General features: G+C 73.9%; 19 protein-coding genes. 9 read left to right on the top strand and 10 right to left on the bottom strand.

Going from position 1 to position 23,102, the window contains the following annotated elements:
* Positions 1 to 804 (bottom strand): polyphosphate kinase 2, encoded by an 804-nt coding sequence (ppk2, locus tag ACSLTV_RS08900; RefSeq protein ID WP_432138423.1) that lies wholly within the window; start codon positions 802 to 804, stop codon positions 1 to 3.
* 134 nt (positions 805 to 938) lie between these two features.
* Between ppk2 and ACSLTV_RS08895 the strand changes: the two genes are divergently transcribed.
* The 9 genes from ACSLTV_RS08895 (at position 939) to ACSLTV_RS08855 (ending at position 15,015) form a co-directional block, all read left to right on the top strand.
* Positions 939 to 3,680, top strand: coding sequence for a GNAT family N-acetyltransferase (locus ACSLTV_RS08895; protein ID WP_432138424.1), 2,742 nt, complete (start codon positions 939 to 941; stop codon positions 3,678 to 3,680).
* A gap of 31 nt (positions 3,681 to 3,711) precedes the next feature.
* Positions 3,712 to 4,443 (top strand): CBS domain-containing protein, encoded by a 732-nt coding sequence (locus tag ACSLTV_RS08890; protein WP_432138425.1) that lies wholly within the window; start codon positions 3,712 to 3,714, stop codon positions 4,441 to 4,443.
* 22 nt (positions 4,444 to 4,465) lie between these two features.
* Positions 4,466 to 4,993, top strand: coding sequence for a flavodoxin domain-containing protein (locus tag ACSLTV_RS08885; protein WP_432138426.1), 528 nt, complete (start codon positions 4,466 to 4,468; stop codon positions 4,991 to 4,993).
* Between the two features lie 723 nt (positions 4,994 to 5,716).
* Positions 5,717 to 9,427 (top strand): nitrate reductase subunit alpha, encoded by a 3,711-nt coding sequence (locus ACSLTV_RS08880; protein WP_435611935.1) that lies wholly within the window; start codon positions 5,717 to 5,719, stop codon positions 9,425 to 9,427.
* Position 9,428: 1 nt separating this feature from the next.
* Entirely contained in the window at positions 9,429 to 10,976 is a 1,548-nt protein-coding gene (gene narH, locus ACSLTV_RS08875) for a nitrate reductase subunit beta (protein WP_432138428.1), read from the top strand.
* Entirely contained in the window at positions 10,973 to 11,740 is a 768-nt protein-coding gene (narJ, locus tag ACSLTV_RS08870; protein ID WP_432138429.1) for a nitrate reductase molybdenum cofactor assembly chaperone, read from the top strand. The genes narH and narJ overlap by 4 nt, the downstream gene beginning before the upstream one ends.
* Positions 11,737 to 12,456 carry a respiratory nitrate reductase subunit gamma gene (narI, locus tag ACSLTV_RS08865; protein ID WP_432138430.1) on the top strand — a complete coding sequence of 240 codons (720 nt, stop codon included), beginning with the start codon at positions 11,737 to 11,739 and terminating at the stop codon, positions 12,454 to 12,456. Before narJ ends, narI begins: the two co-directional genes overlap by 4 nt.
* A 328-nt stretch (positions 12,457 to 12,784) precedes the next feature.
* Positions 12,785 to 14,452, top strand: a complete 1,668-nt coding sequence (gene ctaD / locus ACSLTV_RS08860; RefSeq protein ID WP_432138431.1) for an aa3-type cytochrome oxidase subunit I — start codon at positions 12,785 to 12,787, stop codon at positions 14,450 to 14,452.
* Between the two features lie 2 nt (positions 14,453 to 14,454).
* The gene (locus tag ACSLTV_RS08855) at positions 14,455 to 15,015 is read left to right on the top strand and encodes a hypothetical protein (RefSeq protein WP_432138432.1); all 561 of its coding nucleotides are present in this window, start codon (positions 14,455 to 14,457) and stop codon (positions 15,013 to 15,015) included.
* Positions 15,016 to 15,278: 263 nt separating this feature from the next.
* Here the strand turns inward: ACSLTV_RS08855 and hypE are convergent, their stop codons facing one another.
* The 9 genes from hypE to ACSLTV_RS08810 all read right to left on the bottom strand — a co-directional run bounded on the left by hypE (position 15,279) and on the right by ACSLTV_RS08810 (position 23,097).
* Complete coding sequence (hypE, locus tag ACSLTV_RS08850; RefSeq protein ID WP_435611934.1) at positions 15,279 to 16,313, bottom strand: hydrogenase expression/formation protein HypE; 1,035 nt, start codon at positions 16,311 to 16,313, stop codon at positions 15,279 to 15,281.
* Complete coding sequence (gene hypD / locus ACSLTV_RS08845) at positions 16,310 to 17,425, bottom strand: hydrogenase formation protein HypD (protein WP_432138434.1); 1,116 nt, start codon at positions 17,423 to 17,425, stop codon at positions 16,310 to 16,312. Before hypD ends, hypE begins: the two co-directional genes overlap by 4 nt.
* Positions 17,422 to 18,060: a CBS domain-containing protein gene (locus ACSLTV_RS08840; RefSeq protein ID WP_432138435.1), complete on the bottom strand. Its 639-nt coding sequence runs from the start codon at positions 18,058 to 18,060 to the stop codon at positions 17,422 to 17,424. Before ACSLTV_RS08840 ends, hypD begins: the two co-directional genes overlap by 4 nt.
* Entirely contained in the window at positions 18,053 to 19,423 is a 1,371-nt protein-coding gene (locus tag ACSLTV_RS08835) for a Ni/Fe hydrogenase subunit alpha (protein WP_432138436.1), read from the bottom strand. Before ACSLTV_RS08835 ends, ACSLTV_RS08840 begins: the two co-directional genes overlap by 8 nt.
* Positions 19,420 to 20,175: an oxidoreductase gene (locus ACSLTV_RS08830; protein ID WP_432138437.1), complete on the bottom strand. Its 756-nt coding sequence runs from the start codon at positions 20,173 to 20,175 to the stop codon at positions 19,420 to 19,422. The genes ACSLTV_RS08835 and ACSLTV_RS08830 overlap by 4 nt, the downstream gene beginning before the upstream one ends.
* Position 20,176: 1 nt before the next feature.
* On the bottom strand, positions 20,177 to 20,983 hold the full coding sequence (locus ACSLTV_RS08825; protein ID WP_432138438.1) for an FAD/NAD(P)-binding protein: 807 nt from the start codon (positions 20,981 to 20,983) through the stop codon (positions 20,177 to 20,179).
* Complete coding sequence (locus ACSLTV_RS08820; protein ID WP_432138439.1) at positions 20,980 to 21,444, bottom strand: Crp/Fnr family transcriptional regulator; 465 nt, start codon at positions 21,442 to 21,444, stop codon at positions 20,980 to 20,982. Before ACSLTV_RS08820 ends, ACSLTV_RS08825 begins: the two co-directional genes overlap by 4 nt.
* Entirely contained in the window at positions 21,441 to 22,586 is a 1,146-nt protein-coding gene (locus tag ACSLTV_RS08815; RefSeq protein WP_432157722.1) for a 4Fe-4S dicluster domain-containing protein, read from the bottom strand. Before ACSLTV_RS08815 ends, ACSLTV_RS08820 begins: the two co-directional genes overlap by 4 nt.
* 253 nt (positions 22,587 to 22,839) lie before the next feature.
* Positions 22,840 to 23,097, bottom strand: a complete 258-nt coding sequence (locus ACSLTV_RS08810; RefSeq protein WP_432138441.1) for a HypC/HybG/HupF family hydrogenase formation chaperone — start codon at positions 23,095 to 23,097, stop codon at positions 22,840 to 22,842.
* Positions 23,098 to 23,102: the final 5 nt, after the last annotated feature.

The raw sequence follows: 23,102 nt of genomic DNA, 5'->3' as shown, positions 1-23,102 counted from the left end.
TCACAGGTCCGCCGCGCGGTCGGGGACGTACGTCTGCAGATCGCGCGGCGGGCGCACATAGCCGGTCGACTCCGGCCGCTCGGGCAGCTCCAGCACGGGAGGCGGCACGTCGTGGTAGGGCAGCGTGTCCAGCAGATGGGCGATCATGTTCAGCCGGGCCCGCCGCTTGTCGTCGCTCTCCACCACGTACCAGGGCGCCTCCCTGATGTCGGTGTGCACCATCATGTCGTCCTTGGCCCGCGAGTACGCCTCCCAGCGGGTGATCGACTCCAGGTCCATCGGCGACAGTTTCCACCGCCTGAGCGGGTCCTCCAGTCGCCGCCGGAACCGCTCCTGCTGCTCGGCGTCGCTCACCGAGAACCAGTACTTGCGCAGCAGGATGCCGTCCTCCACCAGCATCCGCTCGAAGATCGGGCACTGCCGCAGGAACAGCTGGTGCTCCTCCTTCGTACAGAAGCCCATCACGTGCTCCACGCCGGCCCGGTTGTACCAGGACCGGTCGAACAGCACGATCTCGCCGGCCGCCGGCAACTGCTCGACGTACCGCTGGAAGTACCACTGGGTGCGCTGCCGCTCGGTCGGCGTCGGCAGCGCCGCGATCCGCGCCACACGCGGATTGAGATGCTCGGTGACCCGCTTGATGGTCCCGCCCTTGCCGGCCGCGTCCCGCCCCTCGAAGATCACCACCAGTCGCGCCCCCTCGGCCCGCACCCACTCCTGGACCTTGACCAACTCCGTCTGCAGCCGCAGCAGTTCGCGCTCGTAGACCTTCCGCGACAGCCTGTCCGTCGTGTTGTCCGCCATGCCGTCCTGACTCCCCTCGCCGAGGCCGCGGAGCCGAGGGCCGACCGGCCCCCCGGCCACCGCCGGACAGCCCATGGGATCCCGCCGCGTTCCGCTGGACGCTCGAAGTGTAGAAAGCATGGAGGTAATCCGCGATGTTGGACGCTCCGCTCTCCCGACCGCCGGTCCACGGCCTGCTCGCGGACGGCACCACCGTGTGCATCCGCACGGTCCGCCGGAGCGACCACGACCAGCTGCGCGGCTTCTACGAGGAGATGTCCCCGGAGAACCTGCGGCTGCGGTTCTTCTCGGCCGGCCGCCGCTCCGCGGAGATGGCCGCCGACCGAGCCTGCGCACCCCCGCGTCCCGGCTACCGGGCGCTGGTCGCCGAGACCCAGGAGCGGATCATCGGCCTCGCCGAGTACGACGCCGGGACACCGGGCGCCGACGACGATCACACCGCCGAGATCTCCATCGCCGTCGCCGACGGACTCCACCACCGGGGCGTCGGCACCCTCCTCGTCGAACACCTCGTCTCCGCCGCCCGCGCCGAGGGCATCACCCGCTTCACCGCCGACGCGCTCGCCGAGAACCACGAGGTGCTGCGCCTCTTCGCCGGCCTCGGACTGCGCACCGCCCGCCGCTTCGAAGGACCTGAGGTGCGGTGCTCCATCGCCCTCGACCAGGACGACACCTACCTGAGCGCCGTGGAGGAACGCGGCCGCGCCGCCGACGTCGCCAGCCTGACACCGTTGCTGCGGCCCCGGACGGTCGCCGTCCTCGGCGCCGGACGACGCGCCGGCTCCATCGGCCGGGCCGTGCTGCACCACCTCAAGGACGGCGGCTTCACCGGCCGGCTCTTCGCCGTCAACCCGGCGGCCCGCTCGCTTCTCGGCGTGCCCTGCCACCCCTCCGTGGCCGCCCTGCCCGTCACGCCCGACCTCGCCGTGCTCGCCGTCCCCGCCGCCGCCGTCCCGGCCGCCGCCGAGGAGTGCGGCAAGGCCGGCGTGCGCGCCCTGCTCGTGCTCACCGGCGGTCTCGCCACCGACCGGGCCCGCGACCTGCTGGCGACCTGCCGCAGCCACGGCATGCGCCTGGTCGGACCGAACTGCCTCGGCCTGTCCAACACCGACCCCGCGCTGCGCCTGGACGCCACCTTCGCCGCCGGCCACCCGCTGCCCGGCACCGCGGGCGTCGCCGTCCAGTCCGGCGGCGTCGGCATCGCCCTCCTCGACGGCCTGTCCCGGCTCGGCGTCGGGGTGTCCTCCTTCGCCTCCCTCGGCGACAAGTACGACGTCAGCGGCAACGACATGCTCCAGTGGTGGGAGAGCGACGGCCGCACCGACCTCGCCCTGCTCCACCTGGAGTCCTTCGGCAGCCCCCGCGCCTTCTCCCGTACCGCCCGCCGCGTCACCCGCCGGATGCCGGTCCTCACCGTCGACGCGGGCCGCACCGAGGCCGGCCGGCGCGCCGCCGCCTCGCACACCGCGGCCGCCGCCCCCCGCGCCGTGACCCGCGGCGCCCTGTTCACCCAGGCGGGCATCACCGCCACCCGCTCCTGCGGCGAGCTCATCGAGACCGCCGCCCTGCTGCACTCCCAGCCGCTGCCCGCCGGACCGCGCGTCGCGATCGTCACCAACGCGGGCGGTGCCGGCGTCCTCGCCGCCGACGCCTGCGCCGAGGCCGGGCTCAGCCTGCCCGCGCCCGGCCCCGACCTGAGCGACGACCTGCTCGACGTGCTGCCCGAGGGCGCGACCGTCGGCAACCCCGTCGACGCCGGAGCCGCCGTCTCCGAGGAACAGCTCGCCGGATGCGTGGAACGGATCGTGCGCCACGACGGTTTCGACGCCGTCCTCGTCGTGCTGGTGCCCACCGCGGTCGCCGCCGCCACCGGCGACGACCTGGTCCGCGCCGTCACCGAGACCGCCGCCCGGCGCACCAAGCCCCTGGTCGTCGTCCGCCTCGAACAGGCCCTGCCCGTCCAGCTGCTGCCCGCCGCCGAGGGCCGCACCCTGCCCGCGTACGCCGAACCCCAGGCGGCCGCCCGCGCCCTCGCGCACGCGGGACGCCGCGCCGCCTGGCTCGACCGGCCCGCCGGCACCGTGCCCGGCCTCGGCGGCGTCGACACCGCCCGCGCCCACACCGTCGTCGACGCCTATCTCGACGCCCACCCCGACGGCGGCCGGCTCGACCCGCGCGTGTGCGCCGAACTCCTCGACTGCTACGGCATCCCGCAGCTCCCCTGGGCGTGGGCGGACAGCGAGGACCGCGCCGTCCTGGCCGCCGAGCGGCTGCGCGGCGCCGACGGCCGCGTGGTGATGAAGGGTCACTGGCCCGGCCTGCTGCACAAGAGCGCCGAGCACGCCGTCCACCTCGACCTGCGCGGCGACGCCCAGGTCCGCGCCGCCTACCGCGACCTGGAGACCCGGTTCGCCGGGCTGCTCACCGGCGTCGTCGTCCAGCCCCTCGCCGACCGCGGTGTGGAACTCTTCGCCGGAGTCGTCCAGGACGAGGTGTTCGGGCCGCTCGTCCTGTTCGGCCTCGGCGGCACCGCCACCGAGGTCCTCGCCGACCTCCCCCGGTCTCGGCTCCGCTCGACCGGGGGGACACCCATGGCCCGTCTCGCCCCTCTCACCGACCACGACGTCCACGACCTGATCACCGACCCGAGCTGCGCGCCCCTGCTGTTCGGCCCACAGGGCGGCGGCCCCGTCGACCTGGCCGGCCTGGAACAGCTGCTGCACCGGCTCTCCCGCATGGCGAGCGACCTGCCGCAGCTCGCCGAGGCCGACTTCCATCCCGTCCTGGCCACCGCGGGCCGGGTGACCGTGCTCGACGCCCGGGTGCGGCTGCTGCCGCGCACCGCCCAGGACCCCTATCTGCGCCGGCTCCGCTGAGGAACCGCGCCGACCGCCGAGGAGGAACCCCATGAAGCACAACAAGGTCGGCTCCGTGATGACCACGGACGTCGTCCGCGCCACGTACGGCACCCCGTTCAAGGAGGTCGCCCGGCTGCTCGGTGAGCACGACATCAGCGGACTGCCCGTGGTCGACGACGACGAACGGGTCGTCGGCGTGGTCTCCGAGACCGACCTGATGGTGCACCAGGCCGGGATGCCCGACCCCTACCAGGCACACCGGCGTCCGCGTCTCGCCGACCTCACCCCCGCCGCCCGCCGGCGGGCCGCCAAGGCGCGCGCCCGCACCGCCGGGCAGCTGATGACCGCGCCCGCGATCACCGTGCACGCCGACGACACCCTCGTCGCGGCCGCCCGGACCATGGCCGCCCACGGTGTGGAGCGGCTGCCCGTCCTCGACGAGGACGACCGGCTCGTCGGCATCGTCACCCGCCGAGACCTGCTCACCGTGTTCCTGCGGCCCGACGGCGAGATCCGCGCCGAGGTGATCGACGAGGTGCTGGTCCGGGCCCTGTGGCTGACGCCGCGCGCCATCGACGTCTCGGTGACGGACGGCGTGGTCACGCTCAGCGGCGAACTGGAACGCAAGAGCGAGACCGAGATCGCGGTGTCCATGGCCCGCCGGATCGACGGGGTCGTCGCGGTCGTCGACAAGCTGACCCACCGGCTCGACGACGCCCGGATCCAGCCGGCGGGACAGACCGTGCACGGCGTGGCCGACGAATGGCTGCGCCGGCTCTGACCCAGCGAGGAGGCGGACCACCATGACCGTGAACCCGTCGGACCCACCACACGTACTGGTCGCCTACGGCTCCAAGAGCGGTTCCACCGCGCGCATAGCGCGGACCGTCGCCGAGACCCTGAGCAGGCACGGCTGCCCGGCGGAGGCGGCACCGGGCGGCCGCGTCAAGGACGTCACGCCGTACGACGCCGTCGTCGTCGGCGGCGCCCTCTACGCGGGGCACTGGCACCGCGACGCCCGCCGCTTCGTGCACCGGCACCGCCGCGAGCTGGAGGAGCGCCCGCTGTGGCTGTTCAGCAGCGGCCCCCTCGACGCGTCCGCCGGCGAGCGGGAGATCCCGCCCGTGCCCGGCGTGCGCCGGACCATGGACCGTCTGGACGCCCGCGGGCACGTCACCTTCGGCGGCTCCCTCCAGGAGGGCGCCAAGGGGCGGATGGCCCGGATGCTGCTGCGCAACGGCAAGGGCGGGGACTTCCGTGACGACGCGGCCATCGAGGCGTGGGCGTCGCGGGTCGCCGCCGAACTCACGGCCCCGCCCGAGGCCGCGTGACCGCCCCGGCCCGTACCCGCCCCGCTGCGAGGCCCCGTACCGCGCGTACGGGGCCTCGGCGGGGCCGGCCGTCGCCTGCGCCCTGCGCCCGCATCCGTCCACCGGGGCGGCGGCTGTGGGGGCGGTGGCGGCTTCGGCAGGACCCCGCCGCGCCCCGGCCCGTGCCCGGGCAGGCCACCGTCCGGGCGGCGTCCCCGGCAGCGTGCCCCGCGCCCGGCGGGACCCGCACCCGCACCCTTGCGCCGGGCCGGTTCACTCTCCGTCCGGCGGGGGACGCGGCATCGGACGATCCGCGACGGCACGGGCTCCCGGTCCGGACGTCCGGCCGTCCGGGCGTGACCGCACGGCGGGCGGCCGGACGGTGACCGCACGGACGGTGACCGCACGGACGGTGACCGCACGGACGGTGACCGCACGGGCGGCGAGGGCGCGCCGCGGCGGCTGCGCCCGGGACGGGGAGTGGAGGCGGGGACGGGGACGGGGGAGTGGAGGCCGGGGCGGGGGAGCGGAGGCCGGGGCCGAGGCCCGGCGCGGTCGTGACGCGCCGTCGCCCGCGGTCACCGTCAGCCTGCCCCGCCCGAAGCGCCCCCCTCCCCGGCCGACCGGCCCCACCACCGGGACCAAGGGTCCCTGCCCCGGTGGTGCGGGCCCGGGCCGGTAAGTCGTCCGCCGGGGACCGGTCGACCCAGGTTCCGCGCGCCCCGCGCCCTCTACGTTCGCCCCATGGAGAACGACGAGACCGCGCGCCGCCCCGACGACCGGCGCGCAGCCGAGGGCTGGCCGCTGGCCGCGCGCCGCCTGCTGACGCGCCGTGAGGTGTCCGCCGACGGCCGGGCGGTGTACGGGCAGGGCGACCCCGCGTGGGAGGGCTTCTACCGGGACCGCTGGGCCCACGACAAGGTCGTGCGCTCCACGCACGGCGTGAACTGCACCGGGTCCTGCTCGTGGATGGTGTACGTCAAGGACGGGATCATCACCTGGGAGCACCAGGCCACCGACTACCCGTCGATCGGCACCGACTGCCCGGAGTACGAGCCGCGCGGCTGCCCGCGAGGCGCCTCCTTCTCCTGGTACACCTACTCGCCCAGCCGGGTCCGCTACCCGTACGTGCGCGGCGCCCTGCTCAAGCTGTGGCGCGAGGCCCGCCGCCGCCTCGGCGACCCGGTGGCCGCCTGGGCCGAGATCACCGGCGACCCGGCCAAGGCCCGCGCCTACAAGCGGGCCCGCGGCAAGGGCGGCCTGGTCCGCGCCGACTGGGACGAGGTCAGCGAGCTGATCGCCGCCGCCCACGTCCACACCGTCAAGCGGTACGGCCCCGACCGCGTCGCCGGCTTCTCCCCGATCCCCGCGATGTCGATGGCCTCCTTCGCGGCCGGCGCCCGCTTCATGTCGCTGATCGGCGGCACCCTGCTGTCCTTCTACGACTGGTACGCCGACCTGCCCGTCGCCTCCCCGCAGGTGTTCGGCGACCAGACGGACGTGCCCGAGGCGGCCGACTGGTGGAACACCGGCTACCTGATCATGTGGGGATCCAACATCCCCGTCACCCGCACCCCCGACGCCCACTTCCTCACCGAGACCCGCTACAACGGCACCAAGGTCGTCGCGGTCAGCCCCGACTACGCCGACAACGTCAAGCACGCCGACGAGTGGCTCAGCCCGCACCCCGGCACGGACGGTGCCCTCGCCATGGCCATGGGCCACGTGATCCTGCGCGAGTTCCTCGTCGACCGCGAGGTGCCCTACTTCCGGGACTACCTGGGCAAGTTCACCGACGCCCCCTTCCTGGTCACCCTGCGCGAGCACGCCGACGGCCTGGTCCCGGACGGCTTCCTCACCGCCGCCGACCTCGGCGGCGACGAGGCGACCCAGGAGAACGCCGACTCCAAGACCGTCCTCGTGGACGGCGCCACCGGCGAACCCGTCGTCCCCAACGGCTCCCTCGGCCACCGCTGGGCCAAGGAGGACCAGGGCCGCTGGAACCTCGACCTCGGCGACGTGGTGCCCGAGCTGAGCCTGCTGGAGCGGGCCGAGGAGTGCGCGCCCGTGGTGCTGCCCCGCTTCGACGAGGGCACCACCGAGGGCGGTAGCACCATGGTCCGCGGCGTGCCCGTGCGCACGATCGGCGGACGCAAGGTCACCACCGTCTTCGACCTGATGCTCGCCCAGTACGGCGTCGGACGGCCGGGCCTGCCCGGCACCTGGCCCACCTCCTACGACGACGCGGAGCAGCCGAACACCCCGGCCTGGCAGGAGACCATCACCTCCGTCCCCGCCGAGCAGGCGGCCCGTATCGCCCGCGAGTTCGCCCGCAACGCGGAGCGCACCCGGGGCCGCTCCATGATCGCTCTCGGTGCCGGCACCAACCACTGGTTCCACTCCGACACCATCTACCGCGCCTTCCTGGCCCTGCTCACCATGACCGGCTGCCAGGGCGTCAACGGCGGCGGCTGGGCCCACTACGTCGGCCAGGAGAAGGTCCGCCCGGTCACCGGCCTGCAGCACCTCGCCTTCGCCTTCGACTGGCAGCGGCCCACCCGGCACATGGCGGGCACCTCCTACTGGTACCTGAACTCCGACCAGTGGCGCTACGAGGCGTTCGGGCCCGAGGAACTGGCCTCCCCGCTGGGCGAGGGCCGGTTCGCGGGCAAGGGCTTCGCGGACTGCCTGGCCCAGGCCGTCCGGCTGGGCTGGACGCCGGGCCACCCCGGCTTCAACCGCAACCCGCTCGACCTGACGGACGAGGCGAAGGCGGCGGGCCGCCCGGTCGCCGACCACATCGTCGACGAGCTGAAGTCCGGTCGGCTCCGGTTCGCCGCCGAGGACCCCGACGACCCCGCCAACTTCCCGCGCGTGCTCACCGTGTGGCGGGCCAACCTGCTCGGCTCCTCCGGCAAGGGCAACGAGTACTTCCTGCGCCACCTGCTCGGCGCCGACGCCGCCGTCCGCTCCGCCGAGACCCCGCCCGAGGACCGGCCCAAGGACGTGGTGTGGCGCGAGGAGGCCCCCGAGGGCAAACTCGACCTGCTGGTCACCATGGACTTCCGGATGACCTCCACCGGACTGCTGTCCGACGTGGTCCTGCCGGCCGCGACCTGGTACGAGAAGGACGACCTGTCCAGCACGGACATGCACCCCTTCGTGCACGCCTTCACCCCGGCCATCACCCCGCCCTGGCAGGCCCGCACCGACTACGACGCCTTCCTCACCATCGCCGACCGGTTCAGCGAGCTGGCCGGCGAGCACCTGGGCAGGCGCACCGACGTGCTTCCCGTGCCGCTGCTGCACGACACCCCCGACGAACTCGCCCAGCCGGGCGGCGTCGTACGGGACTGGAAGACCGGGGAGTGCGAGCCGGTCCCGGGGCGCACCATGCCCAAGCTGGTCGTCGTCGAACGGGACTACGCCGCCACCGCGCAGAAGATGCGCGCCGTCGGCCCGCTGCTGGACACCCTCGGCACCACCACCAAGGGCGTCACCGTCCACCCCGGCAAGGAACTCGACGACCTGCGGCGCCGGTGCGGCACCGTGCGCGACGGCATCGCCGCCGGGCGGCCCTCCCTGGCCACCGCCTCCGACATGTGCGAGGCCATCCTCGCCCTGTCCGGCACCACCAACGGCCGCCTGGCCACCGAGGGCTTCCGCGAACTGGAGCGGCAGACCGGCAGCGAGGGCCTGGTGGAGCTGGCCGCCGAACGCGAGGCCGAGCGGATCACCTTCGCCGACACCCGCACCCAGCCCCGCTCCGTGATCACCTCCTACGAGTGGTCCGGCTCGGAGACCGGCGGCCGCCGCTACTCGCCGTTCGTCATCAACACCGAGCACTTCAAGCCCTGGCACACCCTCACCGGCCGCCAGCACTTCTTCGTCCAGCACGACTGGATGACCGAACTCGGCGAGCAGCTCCCCGTCTACCGGCCGCCGCTGAACACGCCCCGCCACTACGGCGACGAGCACTTGCGCGAGGACGGCCGCGCCGAGGTCACGGTCCGCTACCTGACCCCGCACTCGAAGTGGTCCATCCACTCCAACTACCAGGACAACGCGCACATGCTCGCCCTGTCCCGGGGCGGCCCGGTCATCTGGATGTCCCGGGAGGACGCCGAGAAGATCGGCGTCGGGGACAACGACTGGATCGAGGCGTACAACCGCAACGGCGTCGTCGCCTGCCGGGCAGTGGTCACCCACCGCATGCCCGAGGGAACCGTGTACATGTACCACGCCCAGGACCGCAACGTGAACGTGCCGAAGACCGAGGTCACCGGCAAGCGCGGCGGCATCCACAACTCGCTCACCCGGCTGCTGCTCAAGCCCACCCACCTCGCGGGCGGCTACGCGCAGTTCACCTACGCCTTCAACTACTACGGCCCGACCGGAAACCAGCGCGACGAGGTCACGGTCATCCGCCGTCGCTCGCAGGACGTGGAGTACTGACATGCCCCGTGGCAAAGCCCCCATCGGACGCGTGATGGCCCAGATCGCGATGGTGATGAACCTCGACAAGTGCATCGGGTGCCACACCTGCTCGGTCACCTGCAAGCAGACGTGGTCCAACCGGCCCGGCGTGGAGTACGCCTGGTTCAACAACGTCGAGACCAAGCCCGGCGTCGGCTACCCCCGCCGCTACGAGGACCAGGAGCACTGGAAGGGCGGCTGGATGCTGGACAGGCGGGGCCGGCTGGTCCTGCGCTCCGGCGGCCGCGTCAGGCGCCTGCTGTCGCTGTTCTCCAACCCCGACCTGCCCGCCATCGAGGACTACTACGAGCCGGTCACCTACGACTACGACAACCTCGTCAGCGCCCCCGCCGGCGACGACATGCCGGTCGCCCGCCCGCGCTCCGTCCTCACCGGCCGGCCCACCGACATCACCTGGGGCGCCAACTGGGAGGACGGCCTCGGCGGCGCCCCCGAACACGCCGGCGCCGACCCCAACCTGACGGGGGAGTGGGCCGAGAAGGTCAGGTTCGAGTTCGAGCAGACCTTCCTCTTCCACCTGCCCCGGCTGTGCGAGCACTGCCTGAACCCGGCCTGCGTGTCCGCCTGCCCGTCCGGCGCGATGTACAAGCGGGTCGAGGACGGCATCGTCCTGGTCGACCAGGACAGGTGCCGCGGCTGGCGCATGTGCGTCACGGCGTGCCCGTACAAGAAGGTGTACGTCAACCACGCCACCGGCAAGGCCGAGAAGTGCACCTTCTGCTTCCCCCGCATCGAGGCCGGCCAGCCCACCGTCTGCTCCGAGACCTGCGTGGGCCGGCTGCGCTACCTCGGCCTGCTCCTCTACGACGCCGACCGCGTCGGCGAGGCCGCCGCCACCCCGGACGAGAAGGACCTGCTGGACGCCCAGCGCGACGTCTTCCTCGACCCGCACGACCCCGAGGTGGCCGCCGCGGCCCGCGAGTCCGGCATCCCCGAGGACTGGCTGGCCGCCGCCCGCCGCTCCCCGGTGTACGACCTGGTCTCCCGCTACAGGGTGGCCCTGCCGCTGCACCCGGAGTACCGCACCCTGCCCATGGTCTGGTACGTGCCGCCGCTCTCCCCCGTGCTGGACGCGGTCGACGCCGCAGGCGGCGACCAGGACGACCCCGACCACGTCTTCGCCGCCGTCACCCGGCTGCGCATCCCGCTGGAGTACCTGGCGAGCCTCTTCACCGCCGGCGACACCGACGTCGTCGCCGGGGTGCTGATGAAGCTCACCGCGCTGCGCTCCTTCATGCGCGAACGCATCCTCGGCGAGAGCGGCGACGAGGCCGCCCTGAAGGCCGTCGGGCTCACCGCCCGCGAGGCCGAGGACCTGCACCGGCTGCTCGCCGTCGCCAAGTACGAGGACCGCTACGTCGTCCCCGCCGCCCACAAGGAGGACGCCGCCGCGCTCACCGCGATGGAGAACCGCTGCCCGGTGGAGTCCTCCGGCGAGCCCGCGGAACGCCGCGTGATGCTCGGCATCCCCACCCTGCGCCGCTCCACGACGGGAGACACCGCATGAGCCCCCTGCCGGCCACCGTCCCGGGCATCGTCCGCACCCGGGTGCGCGCCGCCGTCCGCCGCCACCGCCCCGAGGCCGCGGCGGACCCCGCCCAGGGCGAGCACCGCGCCCTGCTGCTGCGGCTGATGTCGCTGACGCTCCAGTACCCCGACGACGAGCTCGCCGCCGCCCGTCCCGCCGTGGCCGCCACCGTCGCCGCCCTGCCCGACTCCCCGGCCGGCGCCGAACTCGCCGCGTTCGCCGAGTGGTTCACCGGCGAGGATCCCGACGCGCTGACCCGGCACTACGTCGAGACGTTCGACCTGCGCCGCAGGAGCAGCCTCTACCTCACCTACTACCTGCACGGCGACACCCGCCGTCGCGGCATGGCCCTGCTCGCCCTCGCCCAGCGCTACCGGGCGGCCGGCTGGGACGTCGGCGGCGGCGAACTGCCCGATCACCTGCCGGTGGTGCTGGAGTTCGCCGCGCTGTGCGGGCCGGGCGCCGGCGAGGCGCCGCTGCGCCAGCACCGGCGCGGCATCCAGCTGGTGCACCGGGCGCTCACCGACGCCGGCTCGCCCTACCGGCACGTCCTGGCCGCCCTGCTGGCCCTGCTGCCGCCGCCCACCGAGGAGGACCGGAGGGCGGTCGCCGAACTCGCCGCACAGGGCCCGCCGAACGAGGACGTCGGCCTCGACCCGTACGCCGGAGACCTGTTCGCCCCGCCCGGCGCCTTCGTCCCGCCCGCCCCCGCCCCGCCGACCACCGTGGAAGAACACCGATGAACGTCTCAGGCACCGACCTGCTGCTGTGGGTCGCCTTCCCCTACGTCTGCCTCGCCGTGTTCGCCGTCGGCCACGTCTGGCGCTACCGGCAGGACCAGTTCGGCTGGACCTCGCACACCAGCCAGCTCCTCGAACACCGCTGGCTGCGCTGGGGCAGTCCGCTGTTCCACCTCGGCGCGTTCATGGTGATCGCCGGACACGTGGTCGGCCTGGCCGTCCCCGCCTCCTGGACCGAGGCCGCCGGGATCTCCGAACACGCGTACCACACCACGGCCGTCGTCGCCGGCTCGGTGGCCGGCGTCGCCATGGTCCTGGGCCTCGGGATGCTGTGCGCCCGCCGGCTGCTGACCCGCCGGATCCGCATCACCACCGACCGCAGCGACAAGGTCCTCTTCCCGCTGCTCTCGGCCACCGTGCTGCTCGGCATCACCGCCACCGCCGCGCACAACGTCTTCGGCGGCGGCTACGACTACCGCGAGACCGTCTCCGTCTGGTTCCGCGGCGTGTTCACCCTCCAGCCCGAGCCGGAGGCCATCACGGGCGCGCCGCTGCTGTTCCAGCTGCACGCCCTCACCGCCTGCCTGCTCTTCGCGGCCTGGCCGTTCACCCGCCTGGTCCACGTGTGGAGCGTGCCGGTCGGCTACCTGGTCCGGCCGTACATCGTCTACCGGCGCCGCGCCACCACGGCACCGGCGCGGCAGCACGCCACCCGGTGACCCCGCCGGCCGGCCCCCGCGGGGGCCGGCCCACGGTCCCGGGCACCACCGACGGCTCGGGCGGAGTCCGTCTTCTCCTCCGCCCGAGCCGTCCGTCCGCATGCCCGCCGGCCGGTCCGCGGACCGCCCCCGCCGTCCGCCGACCGCCGGGCCGAACAGGGCCCTTGGGCCCTGTTCACGGGTCCCACGGCCCTACCGGCAGGGGGGCACCCAGCCACGATCATGAGGCGGCGGCCGGAAGGGCCGGGTACGACATGATCGGGAGGGACACCGTCCGGTGGACGAGGTACAGACACAACACGCGGGACCCACGGCACCCACGCCGCCGGTGACCGGGAGCCCGCAGACGGCGGCGAGGGCGGCGGCCCGACCGCCCTGGACGGACTGGCTGACGACCACGGACCACAAGAAGATCGGGACGATGTACCTGGTCTCCGCGTTCGTGTTCTTCATCGTCGGAGGCCTGCTGGCGCTGCTGATGCGCGCCGAACTCGCCCGGCCCGGACTGCAGATCGTGTCCAACGAGCAGTTCAACCAGGCGTTCACCATGCACGGCTCGATCATGCTGCTGCTCTTCGCGATGCCGCTGTTCACCGGCTTCGCCAACTGGATCATGCCGCTGCAGATCGGCGCCCCCGACGTGGCCTTCCCCCGGCTGAACATGCTGGCCTACTGGCTGTTCCTGTTCGGTTCCCTGATCGCCGCGGGCGGCTTCCTCACCCCGGACGGCGCGGCCGACTTCGGCTGGTTCCTGTACGCGCCGCTGTCCGACGCCGTGCACTCGCCGGGCGTCGGCGCCGACATGTGGATCATGGGTGTGGCGCTGTCCGGGTTCGGCTCGATCCTCGGCGCGGTCAACTTCATCACCACCATCATCTGCATGCGCGCCCCCGGCATGACCATGTTCCGCATGCCGATCTTCACCTGGAACGTGCTGCTGACCGGTGTCCTGGTCCTGCTGGTCTTCCCGGTGCTGGCCGCCGCGCTGTTCGCCCTGGAGTGCGACCGCAGGTTCGGCTCCCACGTCTTCGACCCGGCCAACGGCGGGGCCCTGCTGTGGCAGCACCTGTTCTGGTTCTTCGGCCATCCCGAGGTGTACATCCTCGCCCTGCCGTTCTTCGGCATAGTCTCCGAGGTGATCCCGGTCTTCTCCCGCAAGCCGATGTTCGGCTACGTGGGCCTGATCGGCGCCACCATCGCCATCGCCGGCCTGTCGGTGACCGTGTGGGCGCACCACATGTACGTCACCGGCGGTGTGCTCCTGCCGTTCTTCTCCTTCATGACGTTCCTGATAGCCGTGCCGACCGGCGTGAAGTTCTTCAACTGGATCGGCACGATGTGGAAGGGCTCGCTGTCCTTCGAGACACCGATGCTGTGGGCGACCGGCTTCCTGGTCACCTTCACCTTCGGCGGCCTGACCGGCGTCATCCTGGCCTCCCCGCCGATGGACTTCCACGTCTCCGACACCTACTTCGTCGTCGCGCACTTCCACTACACGCTGTTCGGCACGGTGGTCTACGCGATGTTCGCCGGATTCCACTTCTGGTGGCCGAAGATGACCGGCAAGATGCTCGACGAGCGGCTCGGCAAGGTCACCTTCTGGACGCTGACGGCCGGTTTCCACCTCACCTTCCTGATCCAGCACTGGCTGGGCGTGGAGGGCATGCCGCGCCGGTACGCGGACTATCTCGCGGCGGACGGCTTCACCGTCCTCAACACCCTGTCCACCATCGGCTCGTTCGTCCTCGGCCTGTCGCTGCTGCCGTTCTTCTACAACGTCTGGAAGACCGCCCGGTACGGCGAGCCCGTCGGCGTCGACGACCCGTGGGGCTACGGCCGTTCCCTGGAGTGGGCGACCTCCTGCCCGCCCCCGCGCCACAACTTCGCCCGGCTGCCCCGCATCCGCAGCGAGTCCCCGGCGTTCGACCTGCACCACCCGGAGATCGCCGAGTTCGAGGCGGCGCGCCGGGCCGAACTCGAAGCGGCGGTGAGCTAGTCGTGGCACACGCCGTCCTCGCCCTGGGAGCCACGACGCTGACCGCCTCCGGCTGTGTCTGGTACGTGCCGGCGCTGGCCGACCTGCGCGCCGGAGCCGACCGTCCGGTCTCCCGCCGTACGGCCGCCGCCTCCTGTGTCACCGGATGGGGCGCGACCGGCGCCCTGGCCGTGCTCCTGCTGCTGGTCGACGCCTGGTGGATCCACGGCACCTGGGCCGCCGCCGGGGCCGCCACCGCGGTGGCCCTGCGGGCCCGGGCCGTCGTCCAGCGGCGCCGCGAGCTGCGGGAGGCGGCACGCGGGTGGGACCGCCTGGGGGGCGGGCCGCTCCCGGCGGACCCCACCCGCTCCCGCCGCACAGTGGCCGTCCTCGTCGTCACCGGGCTGCTCACGGCCACGGCCGCGGCGCTCCTGGCGACCGCCCGCCCCGGCACCCCGGGGTCCTGGCCGGCGACGGCCGGCGCCCCGGCGGCCGTCCTGGCCGTCTTCCTCGTCATCGCCCTCACCCACGCCCACACCGTCCGCCACCGTGCCGCCCAACGCGATCCCGGCCGCCCCGGCTGAGTCCCCGGCCGGCTTTTCCTCCCGCCCCCGCCCGCACACGGCCCCGCGCCGGCACCTGCGGGGCGGGGGCGGAGACCGGAAGGGCATGCGGCAGTCCCACGTCTACGGGCCCCGCGGACCGGTGACCGCGGGAGCCCGTGTCACCCGTCCCGGGGCGGCCGGACCCCGTCCGGTGCCCGGCGCAGGCAGCCGGGGCCGGAGCCCGCGGGAGCCCGTGCCGGCAGCCCCGGAGAAGCCGTGACCGCGGGACGGGCGGGGCGACGTCAGCAGATCCGGGGCAACTGCTCGCCCAGCGGCATGTCCACGATGCGCCGCGCCCCGACCAGCGTCCGCAGCGTCACCCGCCCCGGCGCGCCCCCGGCCGGCACCTCCCCGATCCGCACGGCCCCGGCCCCCTCCGGCAGCGACCGCAGCGCGGCCAGCGCCTCCTCGGCCCGCTCCGGTGAGACGAACGCGACCAGACACCCCTCGTTGGCGACCACGAGCGGGTCCAGGCCCAGCAGATCGCAGGCCGAGGCCACCGCCTCCGGCACGGGCACCGCGGCCTCCTCGATCTCCACCGCCACCCGCGAGTCCCGGGCGATCTCGTTCAGCGCGGCGGCCAGCCCGCCCCGGGTCGGATCGCGCAGCACGTGCACCGCCTCCCCGACCGGCGCCAGCGCCCTGACCAGCCGGTGCAGCGGCCGGGTGTCCGAGGCGATGCCGGTCTCGAAGCCCAGCCCCTCCCGGGTGGACAGCACGGTGGTGCCGTGCAGCCCGACCGGCCCCGACAGCAGCACCGTGTCACCCGGCCGGGCCAGCGCCGCGGACGGGCGCAGCGTCTCGTGCCGCCGGCCGACGCCCGTCGTGGTGACGAACAGCCGGTCCGCCGCCCCCCGGCCCACCACCTTGGTGTCCCCGGTGACCACCGGCACCCCGGCGTCCTGCGCCGCCTTGCCCAGGGACGCCATGACCGCGCGCAGTTCGGCCAGCGGCAGCCCCTCCTCCACGATCAGCGCCACGGACAGCGCTAGCGGCCACGCCCCCCGCATCGCCAGGTCGTTCACCGTGCCGTGCACCGCCAGCGACCCGATGTCCCCGCCGGGGAAGAACAGCGGGCTGACCACGAAACCGTCGGTGCTGATCACCAGGTCCGGATGCCCGGGCAGCAGCGCCGCGTCCTCCAGCGGGCCGGTGTCCTCGGCCACGGCGGGCAGGATCAGCCGGTCCAGCAACTCGGCGGTCAGCCGCCCGCCGGCACCGTGGCCCAGCAGCACCACCTCGTCGTCATGACGGGGGAGGGGACAGTCGAAGGTCATGCCGGACTCCTCACCTGATCGCGGGCGGCGGTACGCCCCGCCGCGTAGAAGGCGGCACAGGTGCCCTCCGACGACACCATCGGCGCACCGAGCGGATGCCGCGGCGTGCAGCGCACCCCGTACGCCGGGCAGTCCGTGGGCAGCTTCGCCCCGGTGAGGACCGCCCCCGCGATGCACTGGGCGTCCTCCACCGGCCGCAGCCCGCCCACGTCGAACCGCCGGGCCGCGTCGAAGCGCTCGTACCCCTCGGTGAGCTCCAGCCCGCTGCCGGGCAGCGGACCGATGCCCCGCCAGGCCCGGTCGGTCACCCGGAACACCTCCCGGACCGCGTCCTGCGCCGCGGTGTTGCCCGAGCGGCGCACGGCCCGCACGTACTGGTTCTCCACCTCGTGCCGGCCCGCCTCCAGCTGCCGGACCGCCAGGAGGATCCCCTCCAGCAGGTCCAGCGGCTCGAACCCCGTCACCACGATCGGCACCCGGTACCGGGCGGCGATCGGCTCGTACTCCCGCCACCCCATCACCGCGCACACGTGCCCGGCCGCCAGGAACGCCTGCACCTCGCAGTCCGGGTCCTGAAGCAGTGCCGTCATCGCGGGCGGCACCAGCACATGGCTGACCAGCAGCGAGAAGTTCGTCAGCCCCAGCCGGGCCGCGTGCAGCACCGCCGTGGCGTTGGCCGGCGCCGTCGTCTCGAAGCCGACCGCCAGGAACACCACCTCGCGCTCCGGGTGCCGCGCCGCCAGCCGCACCGCGTCCATCGGCGCGTACACCACGCGCACGTCCGCGCCGCGCGCCCGCAGCGACAGCAGGTCGGTGTCCGTGCCGGGCACCCGCAGCATGTCGCCGAAACTGGTCAGGATCACCTCCGGGCGGGCCGCGACGGCCATCGCACGGTCCAGGGTCTCCAGGGGGGTCACACAGACCGGGCAGCCCGGACCGTGGATCATCCGCATCCCGGCGGGCAGCAGCTCGTCGATGCCCTGGCGGACCAGGGTGTGGGTCTGACCGCCGCACACCTCCATGATCCGCCACGGGCGCGTCGCGGCTCCCCGCAACTCGTCCAGCAGGCGCCGGGCGAGCACCGGGTCGCGGTACTCGTCGAGGTACTTCATCGGTGGGTCAGATCCAGCCGGATGTCCACGACACCCTCCACGGCGCGCACCGCCCGCGCCACCACCGGGACCAGGGCGCGGTCCGGCAGGACACCGTGCACGGTGACCACGCCGTCCGCCACGGACACCGTCAGCGCGGTGGTCAGCGGCATCCGGGTCAGCACGTCGTGCCGGACCTCCTCGGCGATCTCCTCGTCGGAGCGCAGGAACACCTTCAGCAGGTCACCGCGGCTGACCACGCCCTCCAGCAGACCCACCCGGTCCACCACGGGCAGCCGCTTGACGTGCCGGCGCGCCATGATCCGGGCGGCCTCGCCGAGCGTGGCGTCCGCGTGGACGGTCACCGCGGGGCTGCTCATCAGGTCGCCTGCCGTGGTCCCGCCGGCCTTGGCGCGCTCCATCAGCTGCTGCGCGTCCAGGACGAGGCCGTCGTCGGTGGCCCGGAACTCCTCCTTGGGCAGCAGGTCCGCCTCTGACACCACGCCGACGACCCGGCCCTCGCCCTCCAGCACCGGCAGGGCGCTGACCTTCCACTGGTCGAACAGCTCGACGATCTCCTTGAAGGGGGCGTCACGGCCGACGGCGACGACGGTGTGCGTCATCACGTCGCTCACTCGGTACGGGGATTCAGGCATCGCTACCTCCCGAGGGGTGCGCTGAGGTACGGACGACCGTCAGGTCGAGGAAATGGGTGGAACAGGAGATGCACGGATCGTGGTTGCGGATCGCCCGCTCGCACAGATCCGTCAGCTCCGCGTCGGTCGGTTCACCGTCGGCGCGCGCGTCCAGCGCCCGCTGCGCCAGGCGCAGCAGGTCGGCCTCGATCGCGCCCTGGTTCTGCGCGGTCGGCGGGACCAGCAGAGCGTCGGCCACCAGCCCCGCCGCGTCCAGCCGGTAGCGGTGGTACAGCGTCCCGCGCGGCGCCTCCGTCGCCCCGTGCCCGGTGCCCGCGACCGGCGGCACCTCGACGTACGGGCGCTCCGGGGGCTCGTAGCCCTCGACGATGCGCAACGCCTCCTCCACCGCGTACACCGCCTCCACCGCCCGGACCAGGATGGACCGGAACGGGTTGCGGCAGCCGGTCCCCGCGTGGGGGTCGCCCAGCCCGGCCTCCAGGGCCGCCTGGCGGGCCACCGGCGTCAGCTGCCGCCCGTTGACGGAGTACCGGGCGAGCGGCCCGGTCAGATGAGGCCGGCCGTCCAGGCGCGAGTGCAGCGCCGTCGAGTGCGGCACCTGTGTCTCGGTGATCCGCTCGGTGAAGTCGCGCACCGGGAAGGAGAAGCGCTCGCCGTCGGCCCGCAGCGCGGTCGGCGTGCCGCCCTCGATGGCGTACGTGTCCGGCGCGGCCAGCGCCAGCAGGTCGGCGCCGGTGTCCGCGTCCGGGAAGTCGAACCCGGCCACCCAGCGCACCGTGCCCCAGGCGTCGTCCAGCGCCCGCCGCAGCTCCTCGGCCCACGGGCGCAGCTCGTCCGGGGCCGGGGCCCGGTGGAAACCGCCCAGCCGCACGTTGACCGGGTGCACGGCCCGCCCGCCCAGCAGTTCCATCAGCCCGTTGCCCGCCTTCTTCAGGCGCAGCCCCCGTTCCACCTCCGCCCGGTGGGTGCGCGCCAGGTCGATGGCGCTCGGCCGGCCCAGGAAGTCCGGGGCGTGCAGCAGGTGGATGTGCAGCGCGTGGCTCTCGATCCACTCGCCGCAGTACAGCAGCCGGCGCAGCGCCCGGACCGGCTCGGGGACCTCCACCCCGCACGCGTCCTCGACGGCCGCGCACGCGCTCATCTGGTACGCCACCGGGCAGATGCCGCACACCCGCGCCGTGATGTCCGGCGGTTCGGTGTAGGAGCGGCCGCGCAGGAACGCCTCGAAGAACCGCGGCGGTTCGTAGATGTCCAGGCGGGCCCCGGTGACCGTACCGTCGCACACGTCCAGCCGCAGCGCGCCCTCGCCCTCCACCCGGGTCAGCGCCCCGACGTGCAGTACCCGTGATCCGCGGTGTGTCATCGGTCCTGCTCCTTCGCGAAGGCGGCGGCGTTGAAGGTTGTCAGGAGGCGTTCCACGGCGGCGTCGTCGAGGCCGTCCGAGCGCAGCACCGGGATCAGCGCCGGCAGGTTCACCGACCCGGACGGGCCGAAGCAGCCGTAGCAGCCGCGCCCGTAGGCCGGACACAGCGCCCCGCACCCGGCGTGCGTCACCGGCCCGAGGCAGGGCTTGCCCTCGGCGACCATGACACAGACCGCGCCGCGCCGCTTGCACTCGAAGCACACACTGTGGTTCGGCACGTCGGGCTTGCGGCCGACCAGGAACGCGGTGATCACCTCCAGCAGCTGCCGCTTGTCGATCGGGCAGCCGCGCAGCTCGAAGTCGACCTGCACATGGTCCGACACGGGCGTGGAGGTCGCCAGCGAGGAGATGTACTCCGGGTGCGCGTACACCACCCGCCGGTACTCCTCGACGTCGGCGAAGTTCCGCAGCGCCTGGATGCCGCCGGCCGTGGCGCAGGCACCGATCGTCACCAGGCGGCGGGCGGCGGCCCGGATCTCCCGGACCCGCTCCGCGTCCCGCTCCGTGGTGACCGAGCCCTCCACGAGCGCCAGGTCGTACGGCCCGCCCGTCACCGCGCTGGACGCCTCCAGGAAGTGCGCGATGTCGACCCGTCCGGCCAGCGCGAGCAGTTCGTCCTCGCAGTCCAGCAGGGTGAGCTGGCAGCCGTCGCAGGAGGCCAGCTTGTACACGGCCAGCTTGGGCGTGTTCATCTCACAACTCCCTCACCGACAGGAGCGGTTCGGCCCGGTCCCAGCCGACGACCGGCCCGTCCCGGCACACCAGCAGCCCACCGAGCTGACAGTGCCCGCAGTGCCCGGTCGCACAGCGCATGTTGCGCTCCAGCGACACCCTGATCCCCTCCGCGGGGACACCCAGCCGGGACAGCTCACGGGCGGTGGCCCGGATCATCGGCTCCGGCCCGCAGACGAACGCGACCGTGCGGGCCGGGTCGAACGGGGCGCGGCCCAGCAGCTGCGTGACCACGCCGACGTCGCCGCGCCAGTGCGGGGTGGGCCAGTCGACCGTCACCCCGGTGTACGCCGTCGGCCAGCCGGCCGGCTCCGCCGCGAAGACCAGGTCGGCGGGGGTGCGGGCCCCCACGACCACGCTGACCCGTCCGTACGCACCCGGCTCGGCCAGGGCGCGCAGGATCAGCGGCCGCAGCGGGGCCAGCCCGATGCCGCCGGCCACCACCAGCACGTCCCGGCCGCGGGCCCGCTCAAGGCCCCAGCTGGTGCCGTACGGGCCGCGCAGCCCCACGACGTCGCCGACGCGAGCCGCGCACAGGCCCTCGGAGACCGCGCCCACCGCCCGCACCGTGTGGGCGAGGCCGCCCGTGGCCTGCACGGAACTCACCGACAGCGGGATCTCGCCCCGCCCGAAGCAGTGCACCATCGCGAACTGCCCCGGCGCGAACTCGGCCAGCGGCTCCGCGAACGGCTCCAGCCGCAGCGTGACCGTCTCCGCGGTCTCCCGCACCCGGTCGGCCACGCGGTGGGGGACGGGCACGGCGGTCATCGCGGGCCCCCCGTCACATGCGCCCCGTACAGGTCCACCAGCCGGGCCCGGGCCGCGTTCAGCCGGTGCGACAGCACCCGGCCGACCCAGTGACCGACGGCCCGACCGAACGCGGCGTCGTCGGCGCACATCCCGCGCACGGCGACCGCGTCGAACTCCCACGCGGACACCCGGTTGACCGCCTGCGCGCCCAGGTGCCACACATACGGCTCGTACAGCCACGACCAGCCCACCAGGTCACCCTCGCCGAGGGTCTCCACCACGGGTGTCGGATGGCCCGGTACGTGCATGTCCAGCGCCACCGTCCCCTCGCGCAGCACCCAGAACCGGTCCGCCGCGCCGCCCTCGTCGAACAGGCGTGTGCCCGGGGCCAGTTCGACCTCGCGGGCCATGCGCAGCAGCACCTCGCGGTGGTCCGGCGGCAGCGCGTTCGCCAGCCGCAGCGTGCTCCGGGGAGTCATCGCCCGCCCTCCGTCCTCGCCGCGAGCTCGGTGTGCAGGGCGTCGGCCTCCTCGGTGATGTCGATGCCGGCCGGGCACCAGGTGATGCAGCGTCCGCAGCCCACACAGCCCGACGAGCCGAACTGGTCGTACCAGGTGGACAGCTTGTGGGTGAGCCACTGCCGGTAGCGGGCACGGCCGGAGGAACGCACCGGGCCCTCGTGCAGATAGGAGAAGTCGAGGTCGAAGCAGGAGTCCCATTGCTGCCAGCGCTCGGTGTGGTCACCGGTGAGGTCGGTGACCTCCTCCGTGGTCACGCAGAAGCACGTCGGGCACACCATCGTGCAGTTCCCGCAGGTCAGACAGCGGGCGGCGACGTCGTCCCAGCGGTCCGCGTCAAGGCTCGCGCCCATCAGCTCCCGCAGGTCGACCGGGGGCATCGACCGCCCCATCCGCTCCCGGGCCCCGTCCACCGCCGCTCGCGCGCTCTCGCGCGTACCGGCGCCGGCCCGCTCGTGCGGCACGTGGGCCATCAGCTCCGCGCCGTCGGCGCTGCCCACCCGCACCAGGAACCGGTGGCCCTCCTCGTCCACCGTCTCGGTCAGCGCCAGGTCGAAACCGGCGTCGGCGGCCGGCCCGCCGCCCATCGACACACAGAAGCAGGTCGCGCCCGGCTCGGTGCACTCCGCGGCGATCAGGAACGCTCCGCGCCGCCGCGCGCCGTAGCCGGTGTCCTCGTACCGGCCCCCGGTCAGCACCCGGTCCTGGATCGCGATGGCCCGCAGATCGCAGGGCCGCACCCCGAGGAACGCGTACGACGGCGCCTCGGGCTCCTCGGCCCGGAACTCGACGGATCCGTCGGCCGTCCGGTCGGCGCTCCACAGCCGCTCCCGGGCCGGGTGCAGGAAGGTCTTCCAGGACTGCGGTCCCGCGCTGTGCGCGAACGCTGCCCCGTCGGCCCGCCGCACCAGCCGGTAGCGGCCGGCCTCCAGCTCCACCCCCCAGCCGTACGGCAGTTGCTCCGCCGAGGTCAGCTCCGCCAGTACCACGGCCCCGTCCCGCACGGTGGGCCCGATCACCGTCCGCCCCCGCCCCACCAGGACCCTGACCAGCGCGTCCAGTCCCGCGCGATCGATGACCAGTTCGTCTCGGGCGACGTCCATGAATGACGCTCCTCCCAGGTCCCGGGAAACTACGGGTGCCTCCACCGTCAGGTTCGTCCCGGGCACCCGGTCCGCGGCAGGGGCTGACCGGCCCTGGCCGGGGGGCCGACCGGTGCCTGCCGGGCCGTGCCGGGGCCGCGCGCCGCCGGCACGACCGGTGCCCACGCCGACGCGACGCCGCTACCGACGCCGAGCCGGGAGCGGGGAAGGCACGGAGGCGGTGGTGACGCCGGGCCGGGCCATGCCGCCGGCCCTACGGCAGCGGTTCGCCCAGCTCGCCCTCGACCGCGCCCGCCATGGCCCGCAGCACCGCCAGCGTCCGCTCGGCCTCCGCCTCGTCGACCCGGCTGATGGCGAAACCGACGTGCACGATCACATAGGCGCCCACGCCCGCCTCGGGCGTGCAGCTCAGACAGGCCTCGCGCCGGATGCCCCCGAAGTCGACGGTCGCCATCCGCAGCCCCGCCTCCTCGTGGACCTCGACGATCCGGCCCGGAACACCCAGACACATCGCCC

Source organism: Streptomyces sp. bgisy159 (genome assembly GCF_965341775.1).
In the GTDB taxonomy this organism is placed as follows: domain Bacteria; phylum Actinomycetota; class Actinomycetes; order Streptomycetales; family Streptomycetaceae; genus Streptomyces.
Note: the sequence above shows the minus strand (reverse complement) of the source record. Positions and strands in the feature narration are given on the sequence as shown.

What these genes read in the sequence shown, in the direction of transcription:
- narI (WP_432138430.1), top strand. Translation starts at nt 11,737, where the DNA reads ATGAACGTCTCAGGCACCGACCTGCTGCTGTGGGTCGCCTTCCCCTAC.
- ACSLTV_RS08825 (WP_432138438.1), bottom strand. Translation starts at nt 20,983, where the DNA reads ATGACCGCCGTGCCCGTCCCCCACCGCGTGGCCGACCGGGTGCGGGAG.
- ACSLTV_RS08880 (WP_435611935.1), top strand. Translation starts at nt 5,717, where the DNA reads ATGGAGAACGACGAGACCGCGCGCCGCCCCGACGACCGGCGCGCAGCC.
- ACSLTV_RS08820 (WP_432138439.1), bottom strand. Translation starts at nt 21,444, where the DNA reads ATGACTCCCCGGAGCACGCTGCGGCTGGCGAACGCGCTGCCGCCGGAC.
- ACSLTV_RS08890 (WP_432138425.1), top strand. Translation starts at nt 3,712, where the DNA reads ATGAAGCACAACAAGGTCGGCTCCGTGATGACCACGGACGTCGTCCGC.
- ACSLTV_RS08895 (WP_432138424.1), top strand. Translation starts at nt 939, where the DNA reads ATGTTGGACGCTCCGCTCTCCCGACCGCCGGTCCACGGCCTGCTCGCG.
- hypE (WP_435611934.1), bottom strand. Translation starts at nt 16,313, where the DNA reads ATGACCTTCGACTGTCCCCTCCCCCGTCATGACGACGAGGTGGTGCTG.
- hypD (WP_432138434.1), bottom strand. Translation starts at nt 17,425, where the DNA reads ATGAAGTACCTCGACGAGTACCGCGACCCGGTGCTCGCCCGGCGCCTG.
- narJ (WP_432138429.1), top strand. Translation starts at nt 10,973, where the DNA reads ATGAGCCCCCTGCCGGCCACCGTCCCGGGCATCGTCCGCACCCGGGTG.
- ACSLTV_RS08810 (WP_432138441.1), bottom strand. Translation starts at nt 23,097, where the DNA reads ATGTGTCTGGGTGTTCCGGGCCGGATCGTCGAGGTCCACGAGGAGGCG.
- ACSLTV_RS08815 (WP_432157722.1), bottom strand. Translation starts at nt 22,586, where the DNA reads ATGGACGTCGCCCGAGACGAACTGGTCATCGATCGCGCGGGACTGGAC.
- ACSLTV_RS08830 (WP_432138437.1), bottom strand. Translation starts at nt 20,175, where the DNA reads ATGAACACGCCCAAGCTGGCCGTGTACAAGCTGGCCTCCTGCGACGGC.
- narH (WP_432138428.1), top strand. Translation starts at nt 9,429, where the DNA reads ATGCCCCGTGGCAAAGCCCCCATCGGACGCGTGATGGCCCAGATCGCG.
- ACSLTV_RS08840 (WP_432138435.1), bottom strand. Translation starts at nt 18,060, where the DNA reads ATGCCTGAATCCCCGTACCGAGTGAGCGACGTGATGACGCACACCGTC.
- ACSLTV_RS08835 (WP_432138436.1), bottom strand. Translation starts at nt 19,423, where the DNA reads ATGACACACCGCGGATCACGGGTACTGCACGTCGGGGCGCTGACCCGG.
- ACSLTV_RS08885 (WP_432138426.1), top strand. Translation starts at nt 4,466, where the DNA reads ATGACCGTGAACCCGTCGGACCCACCACACGTACTGGTCGCCTACGGC.
- ppk2 (WP_432138423.1), bottom strand. Translation starts at nt 804, where the DNA reads ATGGCGGACAACACGACGGACAGGCTGTCGCGGAAGGTCTACGAGCGC.